This window comes from Paenibacillus sp. AK002, assembly GCF_053903045.1.
Genome location: NZ_CP096377.1, coordinates 2,273,618 through 2,295,914 on the forward strand (window position 1 = coordinate 2,273,618; position 22,297 = coordinate 2,295,914).

18 protein-coding genes are annotated in these 22,297 nt (G+C 55.3%); 17 read left to right on the plus strand and 1 reads right to left on the minus strand.

Going from position 1 to position 22,297, the window contains the following annotated elements; all coding sequences use genetic code 11:
* Positions 1 to 14: 14 nt before the first annotated feature.
* The 8 genes from M1D70_RS09945 (at position 15) to M1D70_RS09980 (ending at position 8,466) form a co-directional block, all read left to right on the plus strand.
* Positions 15 to 1,193 carry a M20 family metallopeptidase gene (locus M1D70_RS09945; RefSeq protein WP_036671032.1) on the plus strand — a complete coding sequence of 393 codons (1,179 nt, stop codon included), beginning with the start codon at positions 15 to 17 and terminating at the stop codon, positions 1,191 to 1,193.
* A 118-nt stretch (positions 1,194 to 1,311) separates the two neighbouring features.
* On the plus strand, positions 1,312 to 3,120 hold the full coding sequence (locus tag M1D70_RS09950) for a DNA repair helicase XPB (RefSeq protein WP_456289776.1): 1,809 nt from the start codon (positions 1,312 to 1,314) through the stop codon (positions 3,118 to 3,120).
* On the plus strand, positions 3,117 to 4,835 hold the full coding sequence (locus tag M1D70_RS09955; RefSeq protein WP_456289777.1) for a helicase-associated domain-containing protein: 1,719 nt from the start codon (positions 3,117 to 3,119) through the stop codon (positions 4,833 to 4,835). The genes M1D70_RS09950 and M1D70_RS09955 overlap by 4 nt, the downstream gene beginning before the upstream one ends.
* Positions 4,836 to 4,938: 103 nt before the next feature.
* The gene (locus tag M1D70_RS09960; protein ID WP_009589694.1) at positions 4,939 to 5,376 is read left to right on the plus strand and encodes a YlbF family regulator; all 438 of its coding nucleotides are present in this window, start codon (positions 4,939 to 4,941) and stop codon (positions 5,374 to 5,376) included.
* Between the two features lie 47 nt (positions 5,377 to 5,423).
* Positions 5,424 to 5,687 (plus strand): YlbG family protein, encoded by a 264-nt coding sequence (locus tag M1D70_RS09965; RefSeq protein ID WP_006209210.1) that lies wholly within the window; start codon positions 5,424 to 5,426, stop codon positions 5,685 to 5,687.
* Positions 5,688 to 6,106: 419 nt separating this feature from the next.
* On the plus strand, positions 6,107 to 6,544 hold the full coding sequence (locus M1D70_RS09970) for a hypothetical protein (RefSeq protein ID WP_009589660.1): 438 nt from the start codon (positions 6,107 to 6,109) through the stop codon (positions 6,542 to 6,544).
* A 116-nt stretch (positions 6,545 to 6,660) separates the two neighbouring features.
* The gene (locus M1D70_RS09975) at positions 6,661 to 7,557 is read left to right on the plus strand and encodes a selenium metabolism-associated LysR family transcriptional regulator (protein ID WP_009589578.1); all 897 of its coding nucleotides are present in this window, start codon (positions 6,661 to 6,663) and stop codon (positions 7,555 to 7,557) included.
* 42 nt (positions 7,558 to 7,599) lie between these two features.
* Positions 7,600 to 8,466 (plus strand): PHP domain-containing protein, encoded by an 867-nt coding sequence (locus tag M1D70_RS09980; RefSeq protein ID WP_456289778.1) that lies wholly within the window; start codon positions 7,600 to 7,602, stop codon positions 8,464 to 8,466.
* A gap of 108 nt (positions 8,467 to 8,574) precedes the next feature.
* On the opposite strand, the gene M1D70_RS09985 is transcribed toward M1D70_RS09980, so the two are convergent.
* A complete protein-coding gene (locus M1D70_RS09985) occupies positions 8,575 to 10,332 on the minus strand; it encodes an Rqc2 family fibronectin-binding protein (protein WP_456289779.1) in 1,758 nt (585 codons plus the stop codon).
* 184 nt (positions 10,333 to 10,516) lie between these two features.
* Between M1D70_RS09985 and M1D70_RS09990 the strand changes: the two genes are divergently transcribed.
* From M1D70_RS09990 to priA, 9 genes are all read left to right on the plus strand, one after another.
* The gene (locus M1D70_RS09990) at positions 10,517 to 13,312 is read left to right on the plus strand and encodes a calcium-translocating P-type ATPase, SERCA-type (protein WP_456289780.1); all 2,796 of its coding nucleotides are present in this window, start codon (positions 10,517 to 10,519) and stop codon (positions 13,310 to 13,312) included.
* A gap of 76 nt (positions 13,313 to 13,388) precedes the next feature.
* A complete protein-coding gene (dapF, locus tag M1D70_RS09995) occupies positions 13,389 to 14,225 on the plus strand; it encodes a diaminopimelate epimerase (protein ID WP_036672433.1) in 837 nt (278 codons plus the stop codon).
* Between the two features lie 183 nt (positions 14,226 to 14,408).
* Positions 14,409 to 16,280, plus strand: coding sequence for a bifunctional homocysteine S-methyltransferase/methylenetetrahydrofolate reductase (locus M1D70_RS10000; RefSeq protein ID WP_456289781.1), 1,872 nt, complete (start codon positions 14,409 to 14,411; stop codon positions 16,278 to 16,280).
* 38 nt (positions 16,281 to 16,318) lie between these two features.
* Positions 16,319 to 17,206 (plus strand): YicC/YloC family endoribonuclease, encoded by an 888-nt coding sequence (locus tag M1D70_RS10005; protein ID WP_456289782.1) that lies wholly within the window; start codon positions 16,319 to 16,321, stop codon positions 17,204 to 17,206.
* A 53-nt stretch (positions 17,207 to 17,259) separates the two neighbouring features.
* Positions 17,260 to 17,520, plus strand: coding sequence for an extracellular matrix/biofilm regulator RemA (gene remA, locus M1D70_RS10010; RefSeq protein ID WP_006209218.1), 261 nt, complete (start codon positions 17,260 to 17,262; stop codon positions 17,518 to 17,520).
* Positions 17,521 to 17,533: 13 nt separating this feature from the next.
* Entirely contained in the window at positions 17,534 to 18,106 is a 573-nt protein-coding gene (gene gmk / locus M1D70_RS10015; protein WP_009592584.1) for a guanylate kinase, read from the plus strand.
* A 59-nt stretch (positions 18,107 to 18,165) separates the two neighbouring features.
* On the plus strand, positions 18,166 to 18,366 hold the full coding sequence (rpoZ, locus tag M1D70_RS10020) for a DNA-directed RNA polymerase subunit omega (RefSeq protein WP_009592612.1): 201 nt from the start codon (positions 18,166 to 18,168) through the stop codon (positions 18,364 to 18,366).
* A gap of 124 nt (positions 18,367 to 18,490) precedes the next feature.
* The gene (gene coaBC / locus M1D70_RS10025) at positions 18,491 to 19,744 is read left to right on the plus strand and encodes a bifunctional phosphopantothenoylcysteine decarboxylase/phosphopantothenate--cysteine ligase CoaBC (protein WP_009592634.1); all 1,254 of its coding nucleotides are present in this window, start codon (positions 18,491 to 18,493) and stop codon (positions 19,742 to 19,744) included.
* Positions 19,744 to 22,272 (plus strand): primosomal protein N', encoded by a 2,529-nt coding sequence (gene priA / locus M1D70_RS10030; protein ID WP_456289783.1) that lies wholly within the window; start codon positions 19,744 to 19,746, stop codon positions 22,270 to 22,272. The genes coaBC and priA overlap by 1 nt, the downstream gene beginning before the upstream one ends.
* Positions 22,273 to 22,297: the final 25 nt, after the last annotated feature.

A 22,297-nucleotide genomic window follows, 5' to 3' on the forward strand; every position in this document is an offset into this window, starting at 1 on the left:
GCGGGGGAAGGATGATGAACTTGATGAAGGAAACATTTTGGGATCAATGGTATCCACGGATGGTGGAGTGGCGGCGTCATTTACATATGCACCCGGAGCTTTCGTTCCAGGAGAAGGAAACTTCGGGATTTATAGCAGCCCGGCTGCAGGAGCTCGGCCTTGTGGTCAAGACCGGTGTTGGCGGGCATGGAGTTATAGGGACGTTAAAAGGGGATAAACCCGGCAGGACGGTTGTGCTGCGGTCCGACATGGATGCACTGCCGATCGAGGACGGCAAGAGCTGCGAATACAAATCGAGGGTGCAGGGAGTGATGCACGCTTGCGGGCATGACGGGCATGCCTCCATGCTGCTTGGAGCCGCCGCATATTACAGCACGTTCCCAGAAGAAATTCAGGGGGAGATTCGTTTTATGTTCCAGCCGGCGGAAGAAGTATGCCCCGGCGGTGCGGTGGAGATGATCAAGGACGGGGCGCTCGATGGGGCCGACGTTGTCTACGGTCTGCACCTGTGGACGCCGTTACCTGTCGGGACCGCAGCGAGCGCGCCGGGTCCGCTGATGGCGGCGGCGGATGAGTTTTTCATTGACATTACGGGGCGCGGGGGGCATGGCGGCATGCCGCATGTGACGGCCGATGCCCTGGTTGCGGGGGCTGCGCTTGTCATGCAGCTTCAAACCATCGTAAGCCGCACCGTGGATCCGCTGCAGCCTGCCGTCGTTACGGTAGGGACGATGCAAGCCGGAACGGCGCAAAACGTCATAGCCTCCTCCTGCCGGATCACGGGGACGGTGCGCACATTTGACGAACCTACCCGGACATTGATCCGGGAGCGGATCGAGCATATGACCCGGACGGTTTCCGAAACCTACGGCACAAAGGCGGCGATTCGATATCTCGTCGGCTACCCTCCCGTGGTGAACGATGAAGCCGAAACCGCACGATTTTTCCGTACGGCACCCAAAGTGTTCGATGCGGATCAGGTCACCGTTTCGCCCAAACTGATGCCGGCAGAGGATTTCGCTTATTACTTGAAGGAAATTCCGGGCTGCTTCATTTTCGTTGGAGCCGGCAACCCCGACAAAGGGGCGATTTATCCGCATCATCATCCGATGTTCGACTTTGATGAAGATGCGATGCGCTACGGGGCGAAGCTGCTGGTCGAGATGGTGTCGAGTTACCAGAACGGGGAATAGACTTTCACAAAATCGCAATCTTCGCGCATGAACGCTCGTTATTTGGAAATCCTATTGATCATAGGGGAAGTTCAGATCCAGGACATGGATGTGGACTTCTTTTTTTTAAGATGACCGAATGTCACGAGGAGGAATAAGGGTGCACAACAAGCCTTGCATCGTCCAGCGCGATCGGACCATACTTCTTGAAACCGCCCATGCGGATGCGGAGGCTGCGCGCGAGCAGCTTGCCCAATATGCGGATTTGATCAAAAGTCCCGCATCATTTCATACATATCGCCTGACCCCTTTATCTTTATGGAACGCCGCTTCTGGAGGCATGACGGCTGAAGCGATTTGCTCGAGCCTCCAGTCGTTGTCGCGTTGGGACGTGCCGGCCTCCCTGCTGGAAGAGATTCGCCAGCTCGTTGGGCGTTACGGGCAGCTGTCGCTGCTCCCGCATCCAACGCTTGATCGTGCATTGCTGTTATCCGGCAATGAGGAAGCCCTGATGCAGGAGCTGACGTCCCATCGCTCCCTGAGGGAAATCGGCGTCCGGTTGATTTCGCCGAAGGAAGCGGAGGTGCCTTCGGACCGCCGCGGCGTGTTAAAGCAGGAGATGACCCGGCTCGGCTATCCTGTGCTGGACCTCGCGGGATATATGGACGGGCAATACCTGAACATTCTTTGGCGGGGAGAGAAATCGGGCAGCGGGCGCCTTGAAGATTCGAACGGCGGATCCAACGATCTGCGCTTCGTGCTTCGCGACTATCAACAGAAGGCTGTCGACTCCTTCAGGGATATTGGCGGCGAAGGCGGCAATGGAGTGCTGGTCCTGCCATGCGGCGCAGGGAAAACGGTCATTGGCATCGCAGCCATGCGCGAGCTGCAGTGCGAGACGCTGATCCTCACTTCCAATACCACGTCGGTAAGGCAGTGGATCGCCGAGCTGATGCAGAAAACGACGCTGTCCGTGGATGAAATCGGCGAATACTCCGGTCAGCGCAAACAGGTCAGGCCGGTGACAGTCGCTACCTACCACATCTTGACCCACCGGCAGGGCAAGGGGGAGGAGCAGCAGCATATGAAGCTGTTTAATGAACGGCGCTGGGGCTTGATCATTTATGACGAGGTCCATCTTCTACCCGCTCCGGTATTCCGCGCGACGGCCGACATCCAGGCGACCCGCAGGCTTGGCCTGACCGCCACTTTGGTTCGCGAGGATGGAAGGGAGAGCGACGTGTTCTCCCTGATCGGTCCCAAGCGATATGAAATGCCGTGGAAAAGGCTTGAGGCACAAGGGTGGATTGCTTCGGTGACCTGCACGGAGATTAAGGTGCCGCTGCCGGACGAGATCAGAGAAGCCTGCGAAACGGCAGGCAAAAGGGAGCAATATCGGCTTGCTGCCGAGAATCCCTCCAAGCTTGATGTGATTCGGCAGCTCGTGGATGTCCACAAGGATGCCCAGACGCTCATCATTGGACAATACCTGGATCAGCTCCATGCCATTTCCAGGGAGCTGCAGGCCCCGCTCATCACGGGACAAATGACCCAGGATCAGCGTAACGAATGGTATAACGCCTTCCGGGAAGGAAACGTACGCGTGCTTGTCGTATCGAAAGTGGCAAACTTCGCGGTCGATCTGCCCGATGCTTCCGTAGCGATTGAGGTTTCGGGCAGCTACGGCTCGCGGCAGGAGGAAGCGCAGCGGCTTGGACGTTTGCTGCGGCCCAAGACAGGGGAGAATCGGGCTTATTTTTATGCATTGGTAACGGAGGACAGCCGGGAGGAGATCTTTGCGATCCGGCGACAGCTGTTTCTGATTGAGCAGGGGTATGAATATCACGCGATACATGCAAAGCAGCCGGCGGCTTCCCTGGATCTGATCGCGAGGCGAAATACCCGCTCTTATCAGCATCCCGACGGGAAGGAGGTCTCGTGGAGATGACGAGACAGCAGGACATGGCGGACACGATGAGCCTGGAACGGCTTCTTCCGAAGGAGCGAACGGTCCTCCATCATATCTGGTCCCGCTTTGCCGGGCAGGGTTTCGATGACGACAAGCTGCGCTCATTGCGATTTCCTCGATTGAGCGGCGTGGAGGTGCAGCTTGCCTTCATCTCCTTGAGACAACAGGGATGGGTGCGAGCGGTCAAGCGGGGGTGGGGCGAGCGGCTGTATTTCATTCCTTTTGACAAGCTGCAGATCCTCCAAGAAGGCTGCGGTCCTGTGGAGTCACTTGAAACAAGCTCCATCCCTCCTGCATCCGTGAGGCTTCAGCAGGAAGCAAGAAGCGGCGTAGCGATCGATATGTTCAATGTTCTCGCATATATGGCCAAAAACCGCGTATCGTTGACCACAAAAGGGATTTTGCATAAGAAATATATTCAGAAACTGGGGGGCGAGATCGCCTTAACGCCATACGATGTCGAAGGGCTTTCCCTTCACTATGATCATGCGGATGCGTACCCTCCACATGTGGCGATGGTTTTGGATCTGCTGTTTACGTTTGAGCTGGTCGCTGCCGATCAGGGGGAGCTCAAGCTGAACCGTACCGCATTGCGGCGTTGGCTTATGCTCTCCCGGGAAGCGATGGACAGGTTCGTCCTTCTTCACATGATGGAACGCTACATTCCGAACTCGGCCGGGTTTCAGCATTGGACTTGGCGGATATGTCACTCGTCGCTGTCCGGCGGGGTGTGGTACCGCGCCCGGCAGATGCCCGCTGCAGTCTCAGAGCCTTTGGAAGGAGGGGCATCCACCGGAAAAGAATTATTGCCGGAGGAAGCCGCTTCATGGCTCCGGTTATTAACCGGCTGCGGTTACACCGATTTGGGCATCGATGACGATGGTCAATTCCTATTCCGCTGGCGCGTGGCTCCCTCCTCCTTGCTGAATGGAAGCGAAGGCGCTGATACCGGATCATCGGGTCTGTTTATTCAGCCGGATTTTGACATATTGATACCGCCCGATGTGCCGAATTCCGTTAAGTTTCAAGCTGCTTGCTGCACGGATCGGATTTTGGATGATGTGATGACGGTCTATCGCCTGACAAGGGATTCGGTGATGCAGGCGGCAAAAGCCGGAATGGACCCCGAGGGAATCGTGGCCTTTTTCACGAAACATGCAGCCGTGGGAATGCCGGAGAACGTGCAAGCTGCCTTATGCCAATGGGGCAAGGAGGTGGACAGGGCGGGCCAGAACGAGTCGCTGCGCTCTGCTGAGGCTCCTCCAGAAGAGGATGCGGAGCTTGCGGGCCCTGATGGAGATGACCGTTACCCTATGCAGTGGGGGAATCGCAGCCGTCCCTCCTGCGGATTGATCCGCCCGGCACGAAGCGAGCTTGCACTTGAACCTGATGACACGCTGCCGGATCCATCGTCGATCATTCCCGATTTGAACCGGATTCCTGTCATGTGGACACGGGATTGGCGCTCTTACCACGGCTCGACGGCCAAACAAATGATGGAGCAGGCGCTGGAGCTGTCGGCCAAATTGGAGATTGCCGTCGATGGCAGCCGCATGGAATTCATTCCATTTCAAATCCTGCGTCAGCCGTGGAAAATTTCGGGTGCGTTGTATGATCCGGATTCGGATAAGACGGGAGCCATCGTGGAGTTAGGCGAAGGGGAATGGAGGGAAATGCGGCTCGTGATTCCGTAAAAGCGTTCGAATTCCCCCTTCTTAAGATACGAGCGTTATGCTATGATGAAAGAGTCCACGATCAACACGCGGGCCAAATTTAATAGAAAAGCGGGATGAGTTCATGAGCGTATCGGAAATAAACACGGTCGATATGGCCGAGGTGCTCACCTATGCCTACGAGATAGGCGACATGATTAATGCTTCCGTCGAAGTGGCGGATTATCTATATTGGAAGCAGGCAGTTGAGAATGACCCCATGATTCAGGCTTTGGTCAGAAAGCTTGAATCGAAGAAGGAGTTGTTCGAAGAGACGCAGCGGTTCGGCCACTTTCACCCCAATTATCATTCGGCCAAGGATGAAGTAGCCGCGGTGGAAGCGGAACTGGAAGCTTTTGAGCCCGTAGCCCGGTTCAAGCAGGCCGAGAAGAATCTGGACGATCTGCTGCATTCCATGTCGGAGAGGATTGCTTTTTCGGTTTCGGAGAGCATCAAGGTTCCCGGCAATGACCCTCTTCCGAAGAAGGGGTGCGGCAGCGGCGGAGCCTGCTCGTGCGGATAACAGGCATACATTAGAGATAGAGACGAAAGTGAGGCGAGGAGCTTAGGATGTTGGCTGAACGGACCGGTTTTATTATATGGGTCAGCGATGTGAAGGCAGCAAGGAATTTGGAGAAATACGGCAGCGTCCATTATATATCGCGCCGCATGCATTACGTTGTCATGTACGTCAACGCTGACCGTGCCGAAGAGACAATGAAGAACATCCGGAGATTGTCCTACGTTCGTAAGATCGAGCGCTCCTACCGGAACGAGATTAAGACAGAGTACAGCAGCAAGGGGCCGGATAAAGCCAAGTTTTACGGTCCCTAGCAGGATGTGCCTGCTCGTGAATCTGTGCAAATCGCATATCGCGTATCTTGTAAGAATGCGAGAAAAGCGTAAAGCGGTCCCTCTGGGGCCGCTTTTTTTAAGGCCTTGGAAAGTATTAGCCTCGCATGTCGCGCATGAACTTCCAAAGATTATTTCGATTTGCGGCGATAGATTGGCATAAACCGGAAGGCGATTTGATAAAATAGTATAAGTAAGGTACAATTTACATTTTAATGGGACCCATCATTCCATCCGGCTTTGCACCTTCCGCACCAGGAGGCAATTAGAGCTATTTCTAAATTTTCGGTGATTGTTCACAAGAAGCGAGGTTTCAATCTTGTGAATGACAGTGGAATGATGTAATATGTTGGGTATATATACATAGATACAAAGACCCATTTGGTGGAGAGTGATATTCCATGCGCGACAAAGGGACTGAGCGGTGGAGCACCTATGAGCCGTTTTATATTACGTTAAATGATAAAAAGGTAGCCGATATCGTGATTACCAATCATGCAAAGAGCCGTTATACGGACCGGGTGGAAGGCCATGACACCTCCCACGAGGAAATCGGGACTTGGATGTGGGAGTGCTTGAAGCAGGACCGGATCGTGCCGTATTACCGCAACGAACAGGATGTCTATCTGATCGACGACGATCTGGTGGTTGTGGCGGAGTTCTCGGAGCTGGAGCATGAACGCGATCTGATCGGCAACCCACTGCATCGGATGATCATTGTAACATTTTTGGGGCGTATGTCCGAAACCATTGAGCTTCGGGACCTGAAGTCTTATTACTCATGGCTTCGTCATTCGCGCCGCATGACGCTGATCAAGAACAGCCGCAAGCGTAAATAAAGAAATAAAGTCATGAAATGGCATGCGAGCGTAAGCGCGGATGTCTTTTTTTGTATGCGCTGCCGCGATCCGTTACAATATAAAACAAGAGCGGCAGCGAGAGGGGAACGGAAACGATGAATTTTCACCAGCTACATATCTTTTACACGGTGGCCGAGCGGGGGAGTTTTTCCGCTGCTGCCCAAGCGCTTCATATGAGCCAGCCGGCCGTGACGATGCAGGTGCAGGCGCTGGAGGAGTACTTTGGGACAAAGCTGCTCATCCGCTCCACCAAGCGCATGGAGTTATCCGAGGCCGGGAGGACGCTGCTCCCCTTTGCCCGCAGGAGCCTGGAGCTGTCGCAGGAAACGGATGCGGCCATGGCGGCTTTCTCGAACAAACTTCAGGGAAGGCTGCAGCTCGGGGCAAGCCTGACGATCGGGGAGTACGTGCTGCCGCGACTGCTGGGGCCCTTCGGCCGGGAGTATCCGGACATATCGATAATGCTCAAAGTGATGAACACTACGCAGATTCTCGAGGAAATCGCAAGCCACCAACTGAACTTCGGACTGATCGAGGCTCCTGTGGAACATCCGGACATGGTGCTGGATGCGGTCATGGAGGATGAGCTGAAACTGATCGTTCCTTCCAGCCATCCTTTAGCGCAAAGGGAAGATGCGATATATTTGAAGGATGTGCTGACGTATCCGTTTGTGCTGCGCGAGAAAGGTTCCGGCACCCGGAAGGTCATGGAGGACGTGCTGCTGGAGCGGGGGCACGACCCTGAGAGCATCCAGACGGTGATGGAGCTGGGGAGCACGGGAGCGGTCAAATCGGCGGTAGAGGAAGGACTCGGCATAACGATGCTGTCAACCTCTACGGTCAAGCACGAGACAGCGCTCGGGTTAGTCAAAATGATCGATATCGCGGATGCGTCATTTAAACGGAATTTCTATTCCATTCATTTGCGGTCGGCGCTCTTGCCGATGTCGGCGATGACGTTTTTGGCCTACTTAAGAGAGCGACGGCGTTAATGCAAGCATACCCGAACATACAACGAAAGGAGATTGAACGCCATGGATAAACTCGCGGATCGAAAGGGCTGTGACCTCCATTCCCACACCCAGGCTTCGGATGGAATGAATACGCCTTCGGAGAACGTGCAGCTTGCCTATGAGCGGGGGCTGGGGGCTTTGGCCATTACGGATCATGATACCGTAGCCGGGATCGAGGAAGCGCTGCAAGCGGGAGAACGCTTGAACATCATCGTGGTCCCCGGCGTTGAAATCAGCACCATGGCAGGCGGGACGGATATTCACGTCCTGGGCTATTACGTCGATCACCGGGACCCCGTGTTTCTCGAGCGGCTGGCAGCGCTCCGCCGCACGAGGGATAAGCGCAATGAGAAGATCTTGGCTAAGCTTCGCGAGCTTGGCATCGAGCTTACGATGGAGGAAGTCATTGCGGTATTGGGGCGGCCGCTGGAGCCCGATGAGAGCATCGGACGCCCGCATATTGCGGATGCGCTGGTCCATAAAGGACATGCCCTGGATCTGAGGGATGCCTTCGACCGGTATCTCGCCCAGGGCGCGGCTGCCTATGTACCGCAGCCGCGGATCCATCCCAAGGAAGCCTGCGAATGGATCCGTGAAGCCGGCGGCGTGCCGGTGCTTGCGCACCCCGGACTCTACGGCGATGATACGTTGGTCAGAACGGTCATTGAAGAGTCAGGGTTCAAGGGGATCGAAGTCTATCATTCGGACCATGGGGTATCGGAGGAGGAACGTTACTTGGCGATGGCCGAGGAGTACGGCTTCATCGTGACCGCCGGATCGGATTACCATGGACAGAGGCAGGGCAAGGTATTCCATGGGGATATCGGCAGCCGCCAGGTATCCACCCAGGTGCTGGACCAGCTTCAACAGGCGCGGGCAAGGATCTAAGGCGGACGGAACGGTAAGAAAAACGGGTATCCCGGATGGTCATTTTGACCTTGCGGGGTACCCGTTTTTTTTGGCTGAATGAAAATCTATCCGCGTCTTCCGTTCATCTTAATTGCGATTGTTTTTCACCGAATTGGGCATGGCCTTGATCAGCTGCTCGTCCGGCGTCACGAACAGCGTTTTCTGATTGTCGTAGATGACGAAGCCGGGCTTGGCTCCATTCGGCTTGCGGACGTGGCGAATGAGCGTATAGTCGACGGGCACGCTGCTGGATTCTTTGGCCTGGCTGTAATAAGCCGCCAGCTGCGCCGCTTCCTGGAGCGTCGCGTCCCCGTACTCGCTGCTGCGGATGACCACATGGGAACCCGGGATATCCTTGGTGTGCAGCCATGTGTCGTTCGAGGAAGCGAGACGGTTGGTCACGTATTCGTTTTGAAGGTTGTTTTTGCCCACATAGAGCTCGACGCCTTCGGATGAAGTATAGACATGCAGCGTCGGCTTGTCGTTTTTCTTCTTTTTCTTCGTTTTGCGGCTGCGGTCTCTTAAATACCCCTGCTGGACCAGCTCGTCCCTGATTTCATCGATGTCGTTCAGGGAAGCATGCGACAGCTGCTGCAGAAGATTCTCGATATAGTTGATCTCTTCGCGGGTTTTGATTAACTGTTCGTTGATGACCGCGAGGCTGTTCTTATACTTGTTGTACTTTTTGAAATATCGCTGGGCATTATCCGATGGGGTCAGGAGCGGATCCAGCGGTATGGTAACGGTCGCCTGCTCTTCATCGTAGAAGTTGATCAGCTGGACTTCGCGGTCCCCCTTCTGAATCTGATGGAGCGAGGCGAAGAGAAGCTCGCCAAAGATCCGGTACCGATCGGCATCGCCGGCTTCCTCCAAATCTTTGTTCAGATTATCCAGCTTCTTGATGTTTTTGGTCCTTTCATTCTGCAGGAATCGGAGGAGATCGCTGACCTTCTGTTTAACCGTGTCCCGCTGCGCCTTATCCCCGTAATAATCCTCCATGCATTGGCTGACCGATTCGTAGGTTCTGGTCTCGTCCGCAAGCAATGTCAGCGGTATGACGGAGAACACCGATTTGCCCTTGGCATTGACGCCTGTAACAGGCGTATACTGATGGCTGCGGACTTGTCCCATCACCTCATCGAATGCACGCCACAGGCTGCCGCAATCTTTTTCCCCTTCGTTTCCCCCCGGATGGCCTTCTCCTGCACGGTGGGCTATTTCCTGCGCTGCCAGCGGGCTTAGACCGCTGAATTCGCCGACCAGCCATGAGACAGTCGACTCCTCGTTCACCAGACAGGACTCCCGGAAAGCTTCCTGCCCGGTTTCGAGCGGGTTCCGCTTATGCTGCTCCGGCGGATTCGTGTAGGAAAATCCCGGCATGACCACGCGGTAGCTGCTGATGGCGGGCGTCACATGATTGATGCCGTCCAGTATGGTATCGCTCGCGGGATCAAGCAGAATGATGTTGCTGTGTCTGCCCATCAGCTCCACGATGATTTTCTTGGAGGAAACATCCCCGAGCTCGTCGCGCTGACGAATCGTCATATGGATAATCCGTTCCATGCCCACCTGCTGGATGTCCTCGATGATGCCGCTTTCGCAATGCTTGCGCAGAATCATGCAAAACATCGGCGCCTCGGCCGGATTGAGAAACGTTTCCTGCGTCAGATGCACCCTGGGATACGTCGGGTTTGCGGAGAGCAGCAGCTTGGCGTTTCCTTGCTGGGTGCGTATATGAAACACGATGTCCCGATCGTTCGGTTGATATATTTTATTGATTCGTGCGCCCCGGCAGGCTTGAAGCTCATGCACGATCGCGCGCGTGACAATGCCGTCTAGTGCCATCCTTCATTCTCCTATCTGTCTGTTACCCTTCCTAATCGTACTTCTCTATGATGCCATATTTCCCTTAAAAACTTAAGGCCCCTTCTGTGATAATTCAGGACCTGTCCGAATACATTTACGTAGAAAGGGTGGAAAAGCTGTCATCCGCCGGAACTTGCAAAACCAACCGGGAGGGAAAGGAAGCATGGAACAAAAGCAATGGCACCAGATGGACACGGATGAATTGCAGCAAGTACTGCAGATGCATCCGCAGCACGGCCTCACGGAAGAGGAAGCCGGGGAGAGACGAAAAAAAAGTGGCTACAACGAGCTCTCCGAGGGCGTTAAAATTTCTCCATTTGTTCTGTTCTTGAATCAATTTAAGGATTTCATGATGCTGGTGCTTCTTGGAGCCACCCTGGTATCCGGCCTGTTGGGCGAGTATCTGGATGCCGTCACGATCGTGGCCATCATCCTGATCAACGGGATCCTTGGTTTCATCCAGGAATTCAAGGCGGAGCGGTCGCTTCGGGCCTTGAAGCAGCTGTCCGCGCCGACCTCCAAGGTCATCCGGGACGGCAAGGTGGTGCAGCTAACGGCCAGAGAACTCGTACCTGGCGATGTCATTCTCGTCGAGAGCGGAGACCGTATCCCGGCCGACGTTCGCTGGCTCGAGATCAACAGCTGCAGCGTCGAGGAGTCCGCCTTGACCGGCGAGTCCCTGCCGGTTAATAAGCATGCCGAGCCGATCCGCGATGCGGAAGTTCCGCTGGGCGACCGGAAGAACATCGGTTTCATGGGAACGATGGTGGCCCGCGGCACGGGCAAAGGCGTAGTCATCCGGACCGGAATGGATACGGAGATGGGCAAAATCGCCGATATGATCCAAAACACGGAGTCCCAGGAGACGCCGCTGCAGCATCGCCTGGAGCAGCTGGGCAAAATTCTGATCGCCGTTTCGTTGGGGCTGACGGTCTTGGTCGTAGTCGCAGGCATTCTGCATGGACAGCCTGCAGCAGGGATGTTCTTCGCAGGGGTCAGCCTTGCCGTAGCGGCCATACCTGAAGGTCTGCCGGCCATCGTCACGATTGCGCTATCCCTCGGCGTGCAGCGCATGATCAAGCGCAAAGCGATCGTGCGCAAGCTGCCATCCGTGGAGACGCTGGGCTGCGCATCCGTGATCTGTTCGGATAAAACGGGGACGCTCACGCAGAATAAAATGACCGTAACCCAGGTTTGGCTGGGAGGACGTACGCTGGAAGTGACCGGGCACGGGTATGACCCGACGGGTCAGATCCTCCACAGAGGCAAGCCTGTCGAGCTAAGATCCGATCAGGGGCTCCGCAGGCTGCTGCAAATCAGCGGGCTGTGCAACAATGCGGAGATCTATGAGAATGTGCAAGAGGAAGCCCGGAGCAAGCGCAAGGGCAAGGAGGAGCCGGCAGCAGCTGCCTGGGAATTAAAAGGGGACCCGACAGAAGGAGCGCTGCTGACGCTGTCGTCCAAAATGGGTTTGACGAAGGGCAGTCTGAACTCTATCTACCAAAGAGACAAAGAGTTTCCTTTCGATTCGGAGCGGAAGCTGATGTCCGTCATCGTCAGCCATCAGGGTGGACGCTTGCTCTGCACGAAGGGCGCACCGGACGTCCTGCTGGACGCCTGTGCTTATATCATGTGGGACGGGAACGTCGTGCCGCTGACCTCCACGCTCCGCCAGAAGGTGCTGGCCGCCAATGAAGGCATGGCTTCCAACGCGCTGCGCGTGCTTGGTTTGGCATATCGGGATTTGCGTTCCTATGATAAGCCGGAAACGGAGAAAGAGGCCGAGAGCCAGCTTATCTTTGTGGGACTGGCCGGAATGATCGATCCGCCGCGCCGTGAAGTGCGCGACGCGATTGCGACGTGCCGACGCGCCGGAATCAAGACCGTCATGATCACGGGCGACCATCGGACAACGGCGGAAGCGATCGCGGCCCAGCTCGGGATCCTGCCAAGGAATGGTCTGTCGCTATCGGGACAGGAGTTATCCCGAATGGACGACAAGGAGCTGGATGCGAGGGTGGATCAAACCTTCGTTTATGCCCGCGTCTCTCCCGAGCACAAGCTTCGCATCGTGAAATCGCTCCAGCGGAAGGGGCATGTGGTTGCCATGACGGGGGACGGCGTGAACGATGCACCTGCCATCAAAGCCTCGGATATCGGGATTGCCATGGGCATTACCGGCACGGACGTAACGAAGGAAGCGTCATCGCTGGTGCTCAGTGACGATAATTTCTCCACGATTGTTTCGGCGATTGAGGAGGGGCGGAGCATTTATGAAAATATCCGCAAATTCATCCGCTATTTGCTGGCCTCCAATGTCGGCGAGATTCTGACGATGTTTTTTGCGATGATGATGGGACTGCCGCTTCCGCTCGTTCCGATCCAGATTCTGTGGGTAAACCTGGTCACCGACGGGCTCCCGGCCATGGCGCTCGGGGTGGACCAGCCGGAGAAGGATCTGATGGAGCACAAGCCGCGGGGGGCCAAGGAAAATATTTTTGCCAGACGCCTTGGCTGGAAAATCATCAGCCGCGGCATCTTGATCGGCCTGTGCACGCTCGGCGCATTTTGGGTCACGCTGCGCATCGCGCCGAATGATCCGGCGCAGCTGGCCAAGGCGCAGTCCGTTGCCTTTGCTACCCTTGTCATGGCCCAGCTGATCCATGTGTTCGACTGCCGCAGCTCGCGCTCGATTTTCCATCGGAACCCGCTTCAGAACAAAGCATTGGTTCTGGCCGTGCTGTCCTCGGTATTGCTGATGCTCGGCGTCATGTACATCGAGGCGTTCCAGCCGATCTTCAAGACGGTTCCGCTTGGCCTGAAAGAGTGGGCATTGACACTCGTCGCCGCCGGCATTCCTACCTTCCTGATGGGGGCCGGAAGCGTGTGGGGCGGTAGACGGAACCGCAACCGGAACCGCCGCGGCATGATGACGAAGAGTGCAAATATTTCGGCGTAAAATGAATGGATAGCCCATCACCTCTGCGATATGCTAAGCACGAGCGTAGCAATTGCAGAGGAGATGGGTTTTGATGATGGAATTTACGAAAATGCATGGGTTGGGCAACGACTTCGTTGTCGTATACGGCGAACGGGAACTTCCATCCGATGCATCCGAATTGGCCGTGAAGCTGTGCAATCGCTTCTTCGGCATCGGTGCTGACGGACTTGTATATATTTTGCCTTCCGCGAAGGCTGATTTCATGATGCGGATTATGAATTCGGACGGTTCCGAAGCGGAGCAGTGCGGCAACGCCATCCGCTGCGTCGCGAAGTATGTGTACGATCACGGCCATATCGACCGCGAGGAGATTACCATAGAAACCATCGGTGCCGGCGTGCAGCAGGTGCGTCTTACGGTGCAGGACGGTCAAGTAAGCAGTGTAAGGGTCGATATGGGCGAACCGGTCCTGAACGGACTTAGCGTGCCGACCTTGGTCGATCTCAATCCGGTGGTGAATCATCCCGTTGAAGTGGAAGGCAGGGAATTCCGATTCACTGCCGTTTCCATGGGCAATCCGCACTGCGTCATTTATGTGGACGATGCGGTGAACTTTGATCTCGGCGTATGGGGTCCTAAGCTTGAGGTGCACCCGCTCTTCCCGAGAAAGATCAACGTGGAGTTTGCGACGGTGAATTCACGCGGTCAAGTGGACATGCGGGTATGGGAGCGCGGCGCGGGGCCGACCCTGGCCTGCGGCACCGGCGCCTGCGCGACGCTGGTATCCTCCGTGCTGAACGGTGCCACAGACCGCAGCGCGACGATCTCGCTTAAGGGCGGGGATCTGTTCATCGAGTGGGATGAGCTTGACAACCATGTGTACATGACGGGACCGGCCGAGGTTGTATATAAAGGGAAGTTGGCAATTTAGGCGCATCCGCTGGCCGCTTCTCTTCCTCCGGCAGATGAAAAAAACAGTATGTTCATAAGTTTGTCCTGCAGGGACGGACACGGTAGGGAGGCCTTCGAACGGCCTCCCTTTTGTCTCTTTATCTTTGCAGAGGTTTTATGATACATTAGTTGAAAATAAACGTCGGGTGGAGGAGAAAACGCGATGAAACCGAATCTTCGGCAGGCATGGGAGAATCAGGTACTGGTCGGTGACGGCGCGATGGGTACTTATTTATATCAAAAAGGATTTCCTGTAGGCATTTCATATGAAGAACTGAATTTAACCTCTCCGGAGGTCATCGGGAACGTTCATCGCCAGTATGTTGAGGCTGGTGCCGAGGTCATCGAGACCAACACGTTCTCTGCCAATTATGACAAGCTGTCCAAATACGGCTTGGAGGCGAGGGCAGGAGAGATTAACCGCGCAGGCGTGAGAATTGCGCGTGAAGCCGCCGGCGATCACGGATATGTGGTGGGAGCGGTCGGCTCCATTCGGGCAGGCAAAAGAAGCAATATTTCCACGAGCGAGCTCAAGCGTTACTTCGAAGAGCAGCTGTCCGTACTGATCGCCGAAGGCGTTGACGGCATCCTGCTCGAAACGTTCTACGACGTGGATGAAATGCAATTGGCTTTGGCGCAGGCACGGATGCTGAGCGACCTGCCGGTGATCTGCCAGTTCGCGGTGGAGGATATTGCCCGCACGCTGGACGGCTTCACGATGCCGGATGCATACCGCATATTGAGCCAAGAAGGCGCGGACGTGATCGGGTTCAACTGCCGGACGGGGCCGAACGGCATCATGCGCGCGCTGGAAACCCTGAACGGCATCATGAATCTTCCGGCTTCGGTCTACCCGAATGCGGGAATCGCCGATTATGTGGACGGAGAATACCGGTATGGCGCGAGTCCCGAGTATTTCGGGAAAACGGCTCTGGAGTTTGCGGATCGCGGCGCCCGCATTATCGGCGGCTGCTGCGGGACGACGCCGGAGCATATCGCGGAAATTTCCTCGGCGCTATCCGGCTACGTTCCTTCGCCGCTCCCTGCCGTCGAAGAGGCGGAGATCAACCGGATCGTGATTCACGAAACGGCCCAGGAGCAATTCTACGAGCGCAGCGGGGAGCCGACGATCGTCGATATCGTAAAGGAGCGGCATACGGTTATCGTGGAGCTGGACCCTCCGAGGGATTTGGATATCACCAAGTTCATGAAAGGCGCCGAAGCTTTGAAAAAAGCGGGAGCCGATGCGCTGACCCTTGCGGATAACTCGCTGGCCGTAACCCGCATGAGCAATATGGCTCTCGGCCATCTGGTACAAGCACGCACGGGACTGCGGCCGCTGATTCACATTGCTTGCCGCGACCGGAACCTGATCGGCACGCAGTCGCACATGATGGGCTTCGACGCGCTCGGCATCGACCATGTGCTTGCGGTGACGGGAGATCCGGCCCGTTTTGGGGATTTGCCGGATTCCAGCTCGGTTTACGACATGACCTCGTTTGAAATCATTCGGATGATCAAGCAGCTGAACGACGGCATTGCTTTCTCCGGAAAGCCGCTGAAGCAAAAGGCGAAATTCGTTGTCGGGGCAGCGTTCAATCCGAATGTAAGGCATCTGGACAAAGCGGTTGCCCGCTTGGAGAAGAAGATTGCTTCGGGCGCCGATTACGTCATGACGCAGCCCGTTTACGATCCCGAGTTAATGGTTAGGCTTCGGGAAGCGACGGCGCATCTGGATATTCCGATCTTCATCGGCATCATGCCGCTGGCAAGCGGGCGCAATGCCGAGTATTTGCACAATGAGGTGCCGGGCATTCAGCTGTCGGACGAAGTCCGCAGCCGCATGGCGGGACTTGAAGGCGAAGCGGGCCGGGCGATGGGCGTCAAGATCGGCAAGGAGCTGCTGGATGTTGCGACAGAGCATTTTAACGGCATCTATTTGATGACGCCGTTTATGTTCTATGAAATGAGCGTACAATTAATGGAGTACGTCTGGGAGAAATCGGGCCGCCGATTGACCCCCTTGTTTCATTAATAATTATCAATTACAATAGTGTAATGGATGTGATTCCGATGTCATTGAGCATGACCGGATATGGGCAATCCGTTGTCGATTTTCAAGGCTACAGTATCTCTTTCGAAGTGAAGTCAGTCAATCACCGGTACTGCGAGATCGTCTTTCGCATGCCCCGTGAATGGGCGCTCTTCGAGGATTCGCTTCGACGGGCGGTACAGAGCCGGATCGGACGCGGACGGATTGATGTTTATATTAACAAGGAAAACAACGGCGAGACTCAGGGTGCCGTGCTGAACCATGCCATGGTTCAAGCGTATTTACAGGCAGCCGAGGATTTGAAGTCATACGGAATCGCGGGAGATCTGGCGGTGCGGGATATTTTGACGCTGCCAGATGTTCTTGTTACTCCGAGCGGACTTTCCATGGATGAAGCGCAGCAGAAGTTATGGAATGATGCGCTTCTTCAAGGTCTGGAACAAGCGCTTGAGGGTCTGGTCCAGATGCGCAGCAGGGAAGGCGCTTTTCTCGCGAAGGATATCGGGCAGAGGCTTGACCGCTTGCAGGTGCTGCACCGGGAGATGACCGAGCTTGCTCCGGAGGTTCCGGCCGAATACCGGAAGCGCCTGCGGCAGCGCATTGAATCTCTTGATGACGGATCGCTTGCTGTTGATGAACATATATTCGGAATGGAAGTCGCTCTGTTTGCTGAACGTTCCAATGTGGACGAGGAGTTGATTCGACTTCACAGCCATTTGGAACAATGCAGGGAGCTGCTTCTTCAGAAAAGCCCTGTAGGCCGTAAACTGGATTTTCTGATTCAGGAAATGAACAGAGAAGTCAATACGATTGGATCGAAAGCCAATCATCTGACTCTGGTAAACCGTGTTGTCGAAATGAAAGCGGAACTGGAGAAGATTCGTGAACAAGCCGCCAATGTGGAATAACCGCAGTTTCATCGGCAAGTAAGAGTCAAATGTATAGGGGGAGCAACCGCACTATGGCAATCAAACTTATTAATATTGGCTTCGGAAACATCGTATCGGCCAATCGGATCATCTCAATCGTGAGTCCTGAATCGGCTCCAATCAAGAGGATCATTCAAGAAGCACGGGACCGTCATATGCTGATTGATGCTACATATGGCCGAAGGACGCGGGCTGTTATCATTACCGATAGCGACCACGTGATTTTATCGGCCGTACAGCCGGAAACGGTGGCTCACCGTCTGTCCAGCAAAGATGACGACAACGACGAATAAGATGAGGAGTACTATGTCTAAAGGATTATTGATTGTATTGTCCGGTCCTTCCGGGGTTGGAAAGGGAACCGTCTGTACGGCACTTCGCAGCCGGGTTCCGGAACTGGTGTATTCGGTGTCGGCTACGACGCGTTCGCCGCGGCTCGGTGAGGTAAACGGCGTAAACTATTTTTTCAAAAGTCGGGAACAATTCATGGATATGATTGAGAACGACCAGCTTCTCGAATATGCGGAATACGTCGGGAACTATTATGGAACCCCGCGTGATTTTGTGGAAGAAACATTAGCCACCGGCAAGGATATTATACTGGAGATCGAAGTGCAGGGCGCGCTGAAGGTCAAGGAGAAGTTTCCGGACGGTATCTTTGTGTTTCTGATGCCGCCGTCGCTGGACGAACTGAAAGATCGGATCCAGGGCCGGGGGACAGAAAGTCAGGCCACGATCGACCACCGCATGTCCGTAGCTGTTGACGAAATCAATCTGCTGCAGCATTATGATTATGCCGTAGTGAACGATGAAATCAATCTTGCTTGCGAGAGAATACAATCTATCATTATAGCCGAACATTGTAAGGTGAGAAAGTAAGCTGTTTTTTCATAGACGGCGTAAAACTTTCAAGTAAATAAAGAAGAGGTGCTTCGACTGTGTTATATCCATCCATTGATGAAATGATGAATAAAGTGGACAGTAAATATTCTCTTGTGGTTGCGGCTTCGCGCCGTGCACGCCAACTGCGTGAAGGAGAAGTCAGCGAGTTGAAACATCCGAAATCCCATAAGTTCGTCGGTGTCGCTCTGGAAGAAATCTATGGCGATTACGTGAAGATTGAGCGTGGAGAGGACTAGGGCTTTTTTTCAACATTCGAATACCATGCGTTAGCGCGCGAAAATGTGACAACCGAAAGGTTGTTATTTTTTTGAGAAGATATGAAAGTACAGCCTTCATACAAATGGAAAGCGGGGGATTGTCATGTTGAACGGAAAAGTCGTCGTACTTGGCGTTACAGGTGGCATTGCCGCGTATAAAGCAGCGACTTTATGCAGCAGGCTTGTCCAGAGGGGAGCGGATGTGCATGTCATCATGACGGAATCCGCCAAGCAGTTCATTCCGGAATTAACGCTGCAGACGCTGACCAAAAACCCGGTATATAGCGATACTTTTGACGAAAGGGACCCCTCGGTCGTCTCGCATATTCACTTGGCCGACCTGGCCGATCTGGTGCTGATTGCTCCGGCGACGGCCAATATCATCGGCAAGATGGCACATGGCCTGGCGGATGACATGCTGACCACGACGCTGCTTGCGACCACGGCTCCTGTCATGATCTCGCCGGCGATGAACGTGCATATGTACACGCATCCGGCCGTCATGGCCAATATGGAGACGCTGGTTTCACGCGGGGTGTCCATGATTGAACCCGGAGAGGGACTTCTGGCATGCGGATACGTCGGAAAGGGACGGATGGAGGAGCCTGATACGATCGTGGATGTGGTTGAACGGTTTTTCCAAGGGCGCGCAGTCGAGTCCGCGGCGTCGAATCAGGACGTGGAAAGCGTCTCGACAGGCATATTGCACGGCAAAAAAGTGGTTGTCACGGCCGGCGGTACGATCGAGCGCATTGATCCGGTCCGTTATATCACGAATGATTCCTCCGGAAAAATGGGGTTTGCGATTGCTAAAGCCGCCAAGCAGCTGGGAGCGGACGTCCACCTCATTGCGGCTCATACCGATGAAGCCCCGCCAGAGGGAATTCCTGCGGAGAGAGTGGAGTCGGCCCAGGACATGTACGAAGCGGTGCAGCGCGTGTTCGAAACGAGCGATATCGTGGTTAAGGCGGCAGCGGTCGCCGATTATCGTCCTGCGGAGGCAGCGACGTCAAAGATCAAGAAGCGCGGGGAAACGATGACGCTGGATCTTGTCAAGACCACGGATATCCTGGAAAGCCTGGGACGCCAAAAGACCTCCCAGTTCTTGATCGGATTTGCCGCCGAGACGGATACGGTAGAGCAGTTCGCCAGGGAAAAGCTGAAACGCAAAAATTGCGACCTGATCGTTGCCAATGATGTTACGCAGGAAGGCGCCGGCTTTGGCACGGACACGAACAGCGTTCATATATTCGATGCAGAAGGGCTCGTCCTGCAGCTGCCCGTGATGTCCAAGGAGGAAGTGGCCCTGAGGCTGTTAACGCTGGCGGCCGAACGGTTGACCGGGAGGTTATCCTGATGGAAATGGCCCGTGTGATTGTGGACGTGCCGTCCAAGGATACGGACCGTCCATTTGATTATCTGATACCGGAGGAGCTCCGGCCATGGGTCGAGGTAGGCAGCCGGGTCGGCGTGCCGTTCGGTCACCGTACGCTTCAGGGATTCGTGGTTTCGCTGCATCCCCGGCCCGAGATGGATACGGCCAAAATGAAGCCGATTCAGGAAGTCCTTGATGTGATGCCGCCGCTCTCGCCTGAGCTGATTGAGCTTGGAGAATGGATGAAAGAGCGGTATGCATGCCGTTATATAACCGCTCTTCAATCGATGCTGCCAACGGCGCTGAAGGGAAAAGCCGAGCGGTATATTTCCCTTGGCGAGCCGGATGCGGGCTTGTCGGATGAAAGCGGCGGATTATTCGGGCTCCTGCCGGAAAGCGAATTGGAGCAGGAGATCATCCGGTTTGTCGGTCAGCGAGGCGAGGTGTCGCTCCAGCAGTTAACGCGAGCGTTCCCGGATGCGGCAGCCACCGTAAAAGCGCTGATCGGCCGGGGGCGGTTAAGCGAATTCCAGCAAATCAAGGACAAACTGCAGAAAAAAACGATGAAAGCGGTAGAGCTTGCCGTTTCGAGCGAGGAAGCGCATGTGGCGCTGGCTTCGTTTCCGGCTAAGGCTCAGCGGCAGAAGGAAGTGCTCCAATATATCGTAGAGATGGAGGACTTCCTGCCGATATCGCAGAAGGATCTGCTGCAGACGCTCGGCGTCACCGCAGGCACCGTGAAGGCGCTGGCCGACAAGGGACTGATTACCCTTGAGGATGTCGAAGTGTTTCGCGACCCGTACCGGGGACGGCACTTTACGCCCAGCGCCCCGCTTGCGCTCACGCCGGAGCAGCAGGCTGTGTATCGGAGCATTGTGCGCAAGCTGGATGAACGCAAGCATGGCGCGTTTCTCCTGCACGGGGTAACGGGCAGCGGCAAGACCGAAATCTACCTGCAGACCATTCAGCGCTGTATGGATCAGGAGCGTCAGGCGATTGTCCTGGTGCCCGAAATATCGCTCACGCCCCAAATGGTGGAGCGGTTCAAAGCCCGCTTCGGCGACCGCGTGGCCGTCATGCACAGCCGGCTTTCGGATGGTGAGCGCTACGATGAGTGGCGCAAAATTAGGGAAGGCCGGGCCTCGGTTGTCGTGGGAGCACGATCGGCGGTGTTTGCGCCGTTTGACCGACTTGGCCTTATTATTATGGATGAAGAGCATGAAAGTTCATATAAGCAGGAAGAAACGCCGAAGTACCATGCCAGGGACGTGGCGATTCACCGTGCCTCGCTGACAGGTGCAGCCGTCATTCTGGGCTCGGCAACGCCTTCGCTTGAAAGCTACCATGCGGCGAGATCGCAGGCTCAGGATGATTTTGCGCCGCATCTGCTGGAGATGCCGAGCCGTGCGCTGGGCAACCAGCTGCCGGCTGTTCAGGTCGTGGATATGCGGGAGGAGCTCCGGGAAGGAAATCGCTCCATGTTCAGCCGCTCCCTGCATGCCGCGATTTCGGCGCGGCTGGAACGCGGAGAACAGACGGTGCTGCTGCTGAATCGGCGGGGGTACTCCACTTTCGTGATGTGCCGGAGCTGCGGATATGTGGCAGGCTGTCCGGAATGCGACATTTCGCTGACCTACCATCAGAAATCGAACAATCTGCGCTGCCATTATTGCGGTTACGCCGCACAGGCGCCGGAGGTTTGCCCGGATTGCGGGAGCGAGCATATACGCTATTTCGGAACGGGCACGCAGCGTGTCGAGGAAGAATTGGCCAAGCTGTTCCCCGGGATTCGCGTCATTCGGATGGACGTGGACACGACGACCGAGAAGGGCTCCCACGAGAAGCTGCTGAAGCAGTTTCGGGATAAAAAGGGCGACGTGCTGCTTGGAACTCAAATGGTCGCCAAAGGCCTGGATTTCCCGGATGTCACTCTGGTCGGCGTCATTACGGCCGATTCGGCGCTGAATCTGCCCGACTTCCGGGCGGCGGAGAAGACGTTTCAGCTGCTGACTCAGGTGGCCGGAAGAGCAGGACGCCATCAGCTGCCGGGTGAAGTGGTCATCCAATCCTACACGCCCGAGCATTATTCGATTATTCATGCAAGCAGCCATGATTATTTATCCTTCGTCAAGGATGAGCTGAAGCACCGCAAAGCGCTCCATTATCCGCCGTACTGCAGGCTGATCCTGGTGACGCTGTCGCATGAACAGCTGCCGCTGCTCGTACGACTGGCAGAGAATTTTGCCGCCTCCATCAAAAGCGAATCCGACCGCCGGGGATGGTTCGGAAGCCTGGACCGGTTCGACGCAAGCGCGCTCGATATCCTGGGTCCGGTGGCTTCCCCCATTCCGCGGTTAAAAAATAGATACAGATTTCAATGTATGATAAAATGGCGGGGAACGATGGATGCCGTCTCGCTGGTGCGTTCGGTTGCCGAGAAGCTTCAGGATTCGGCGCGGGACGGCAAGCTCCAAATCAGTATTGACGTTGATCCGCAAATGTTAATGTAATAGCGCATATAATGATGAAAAGCAC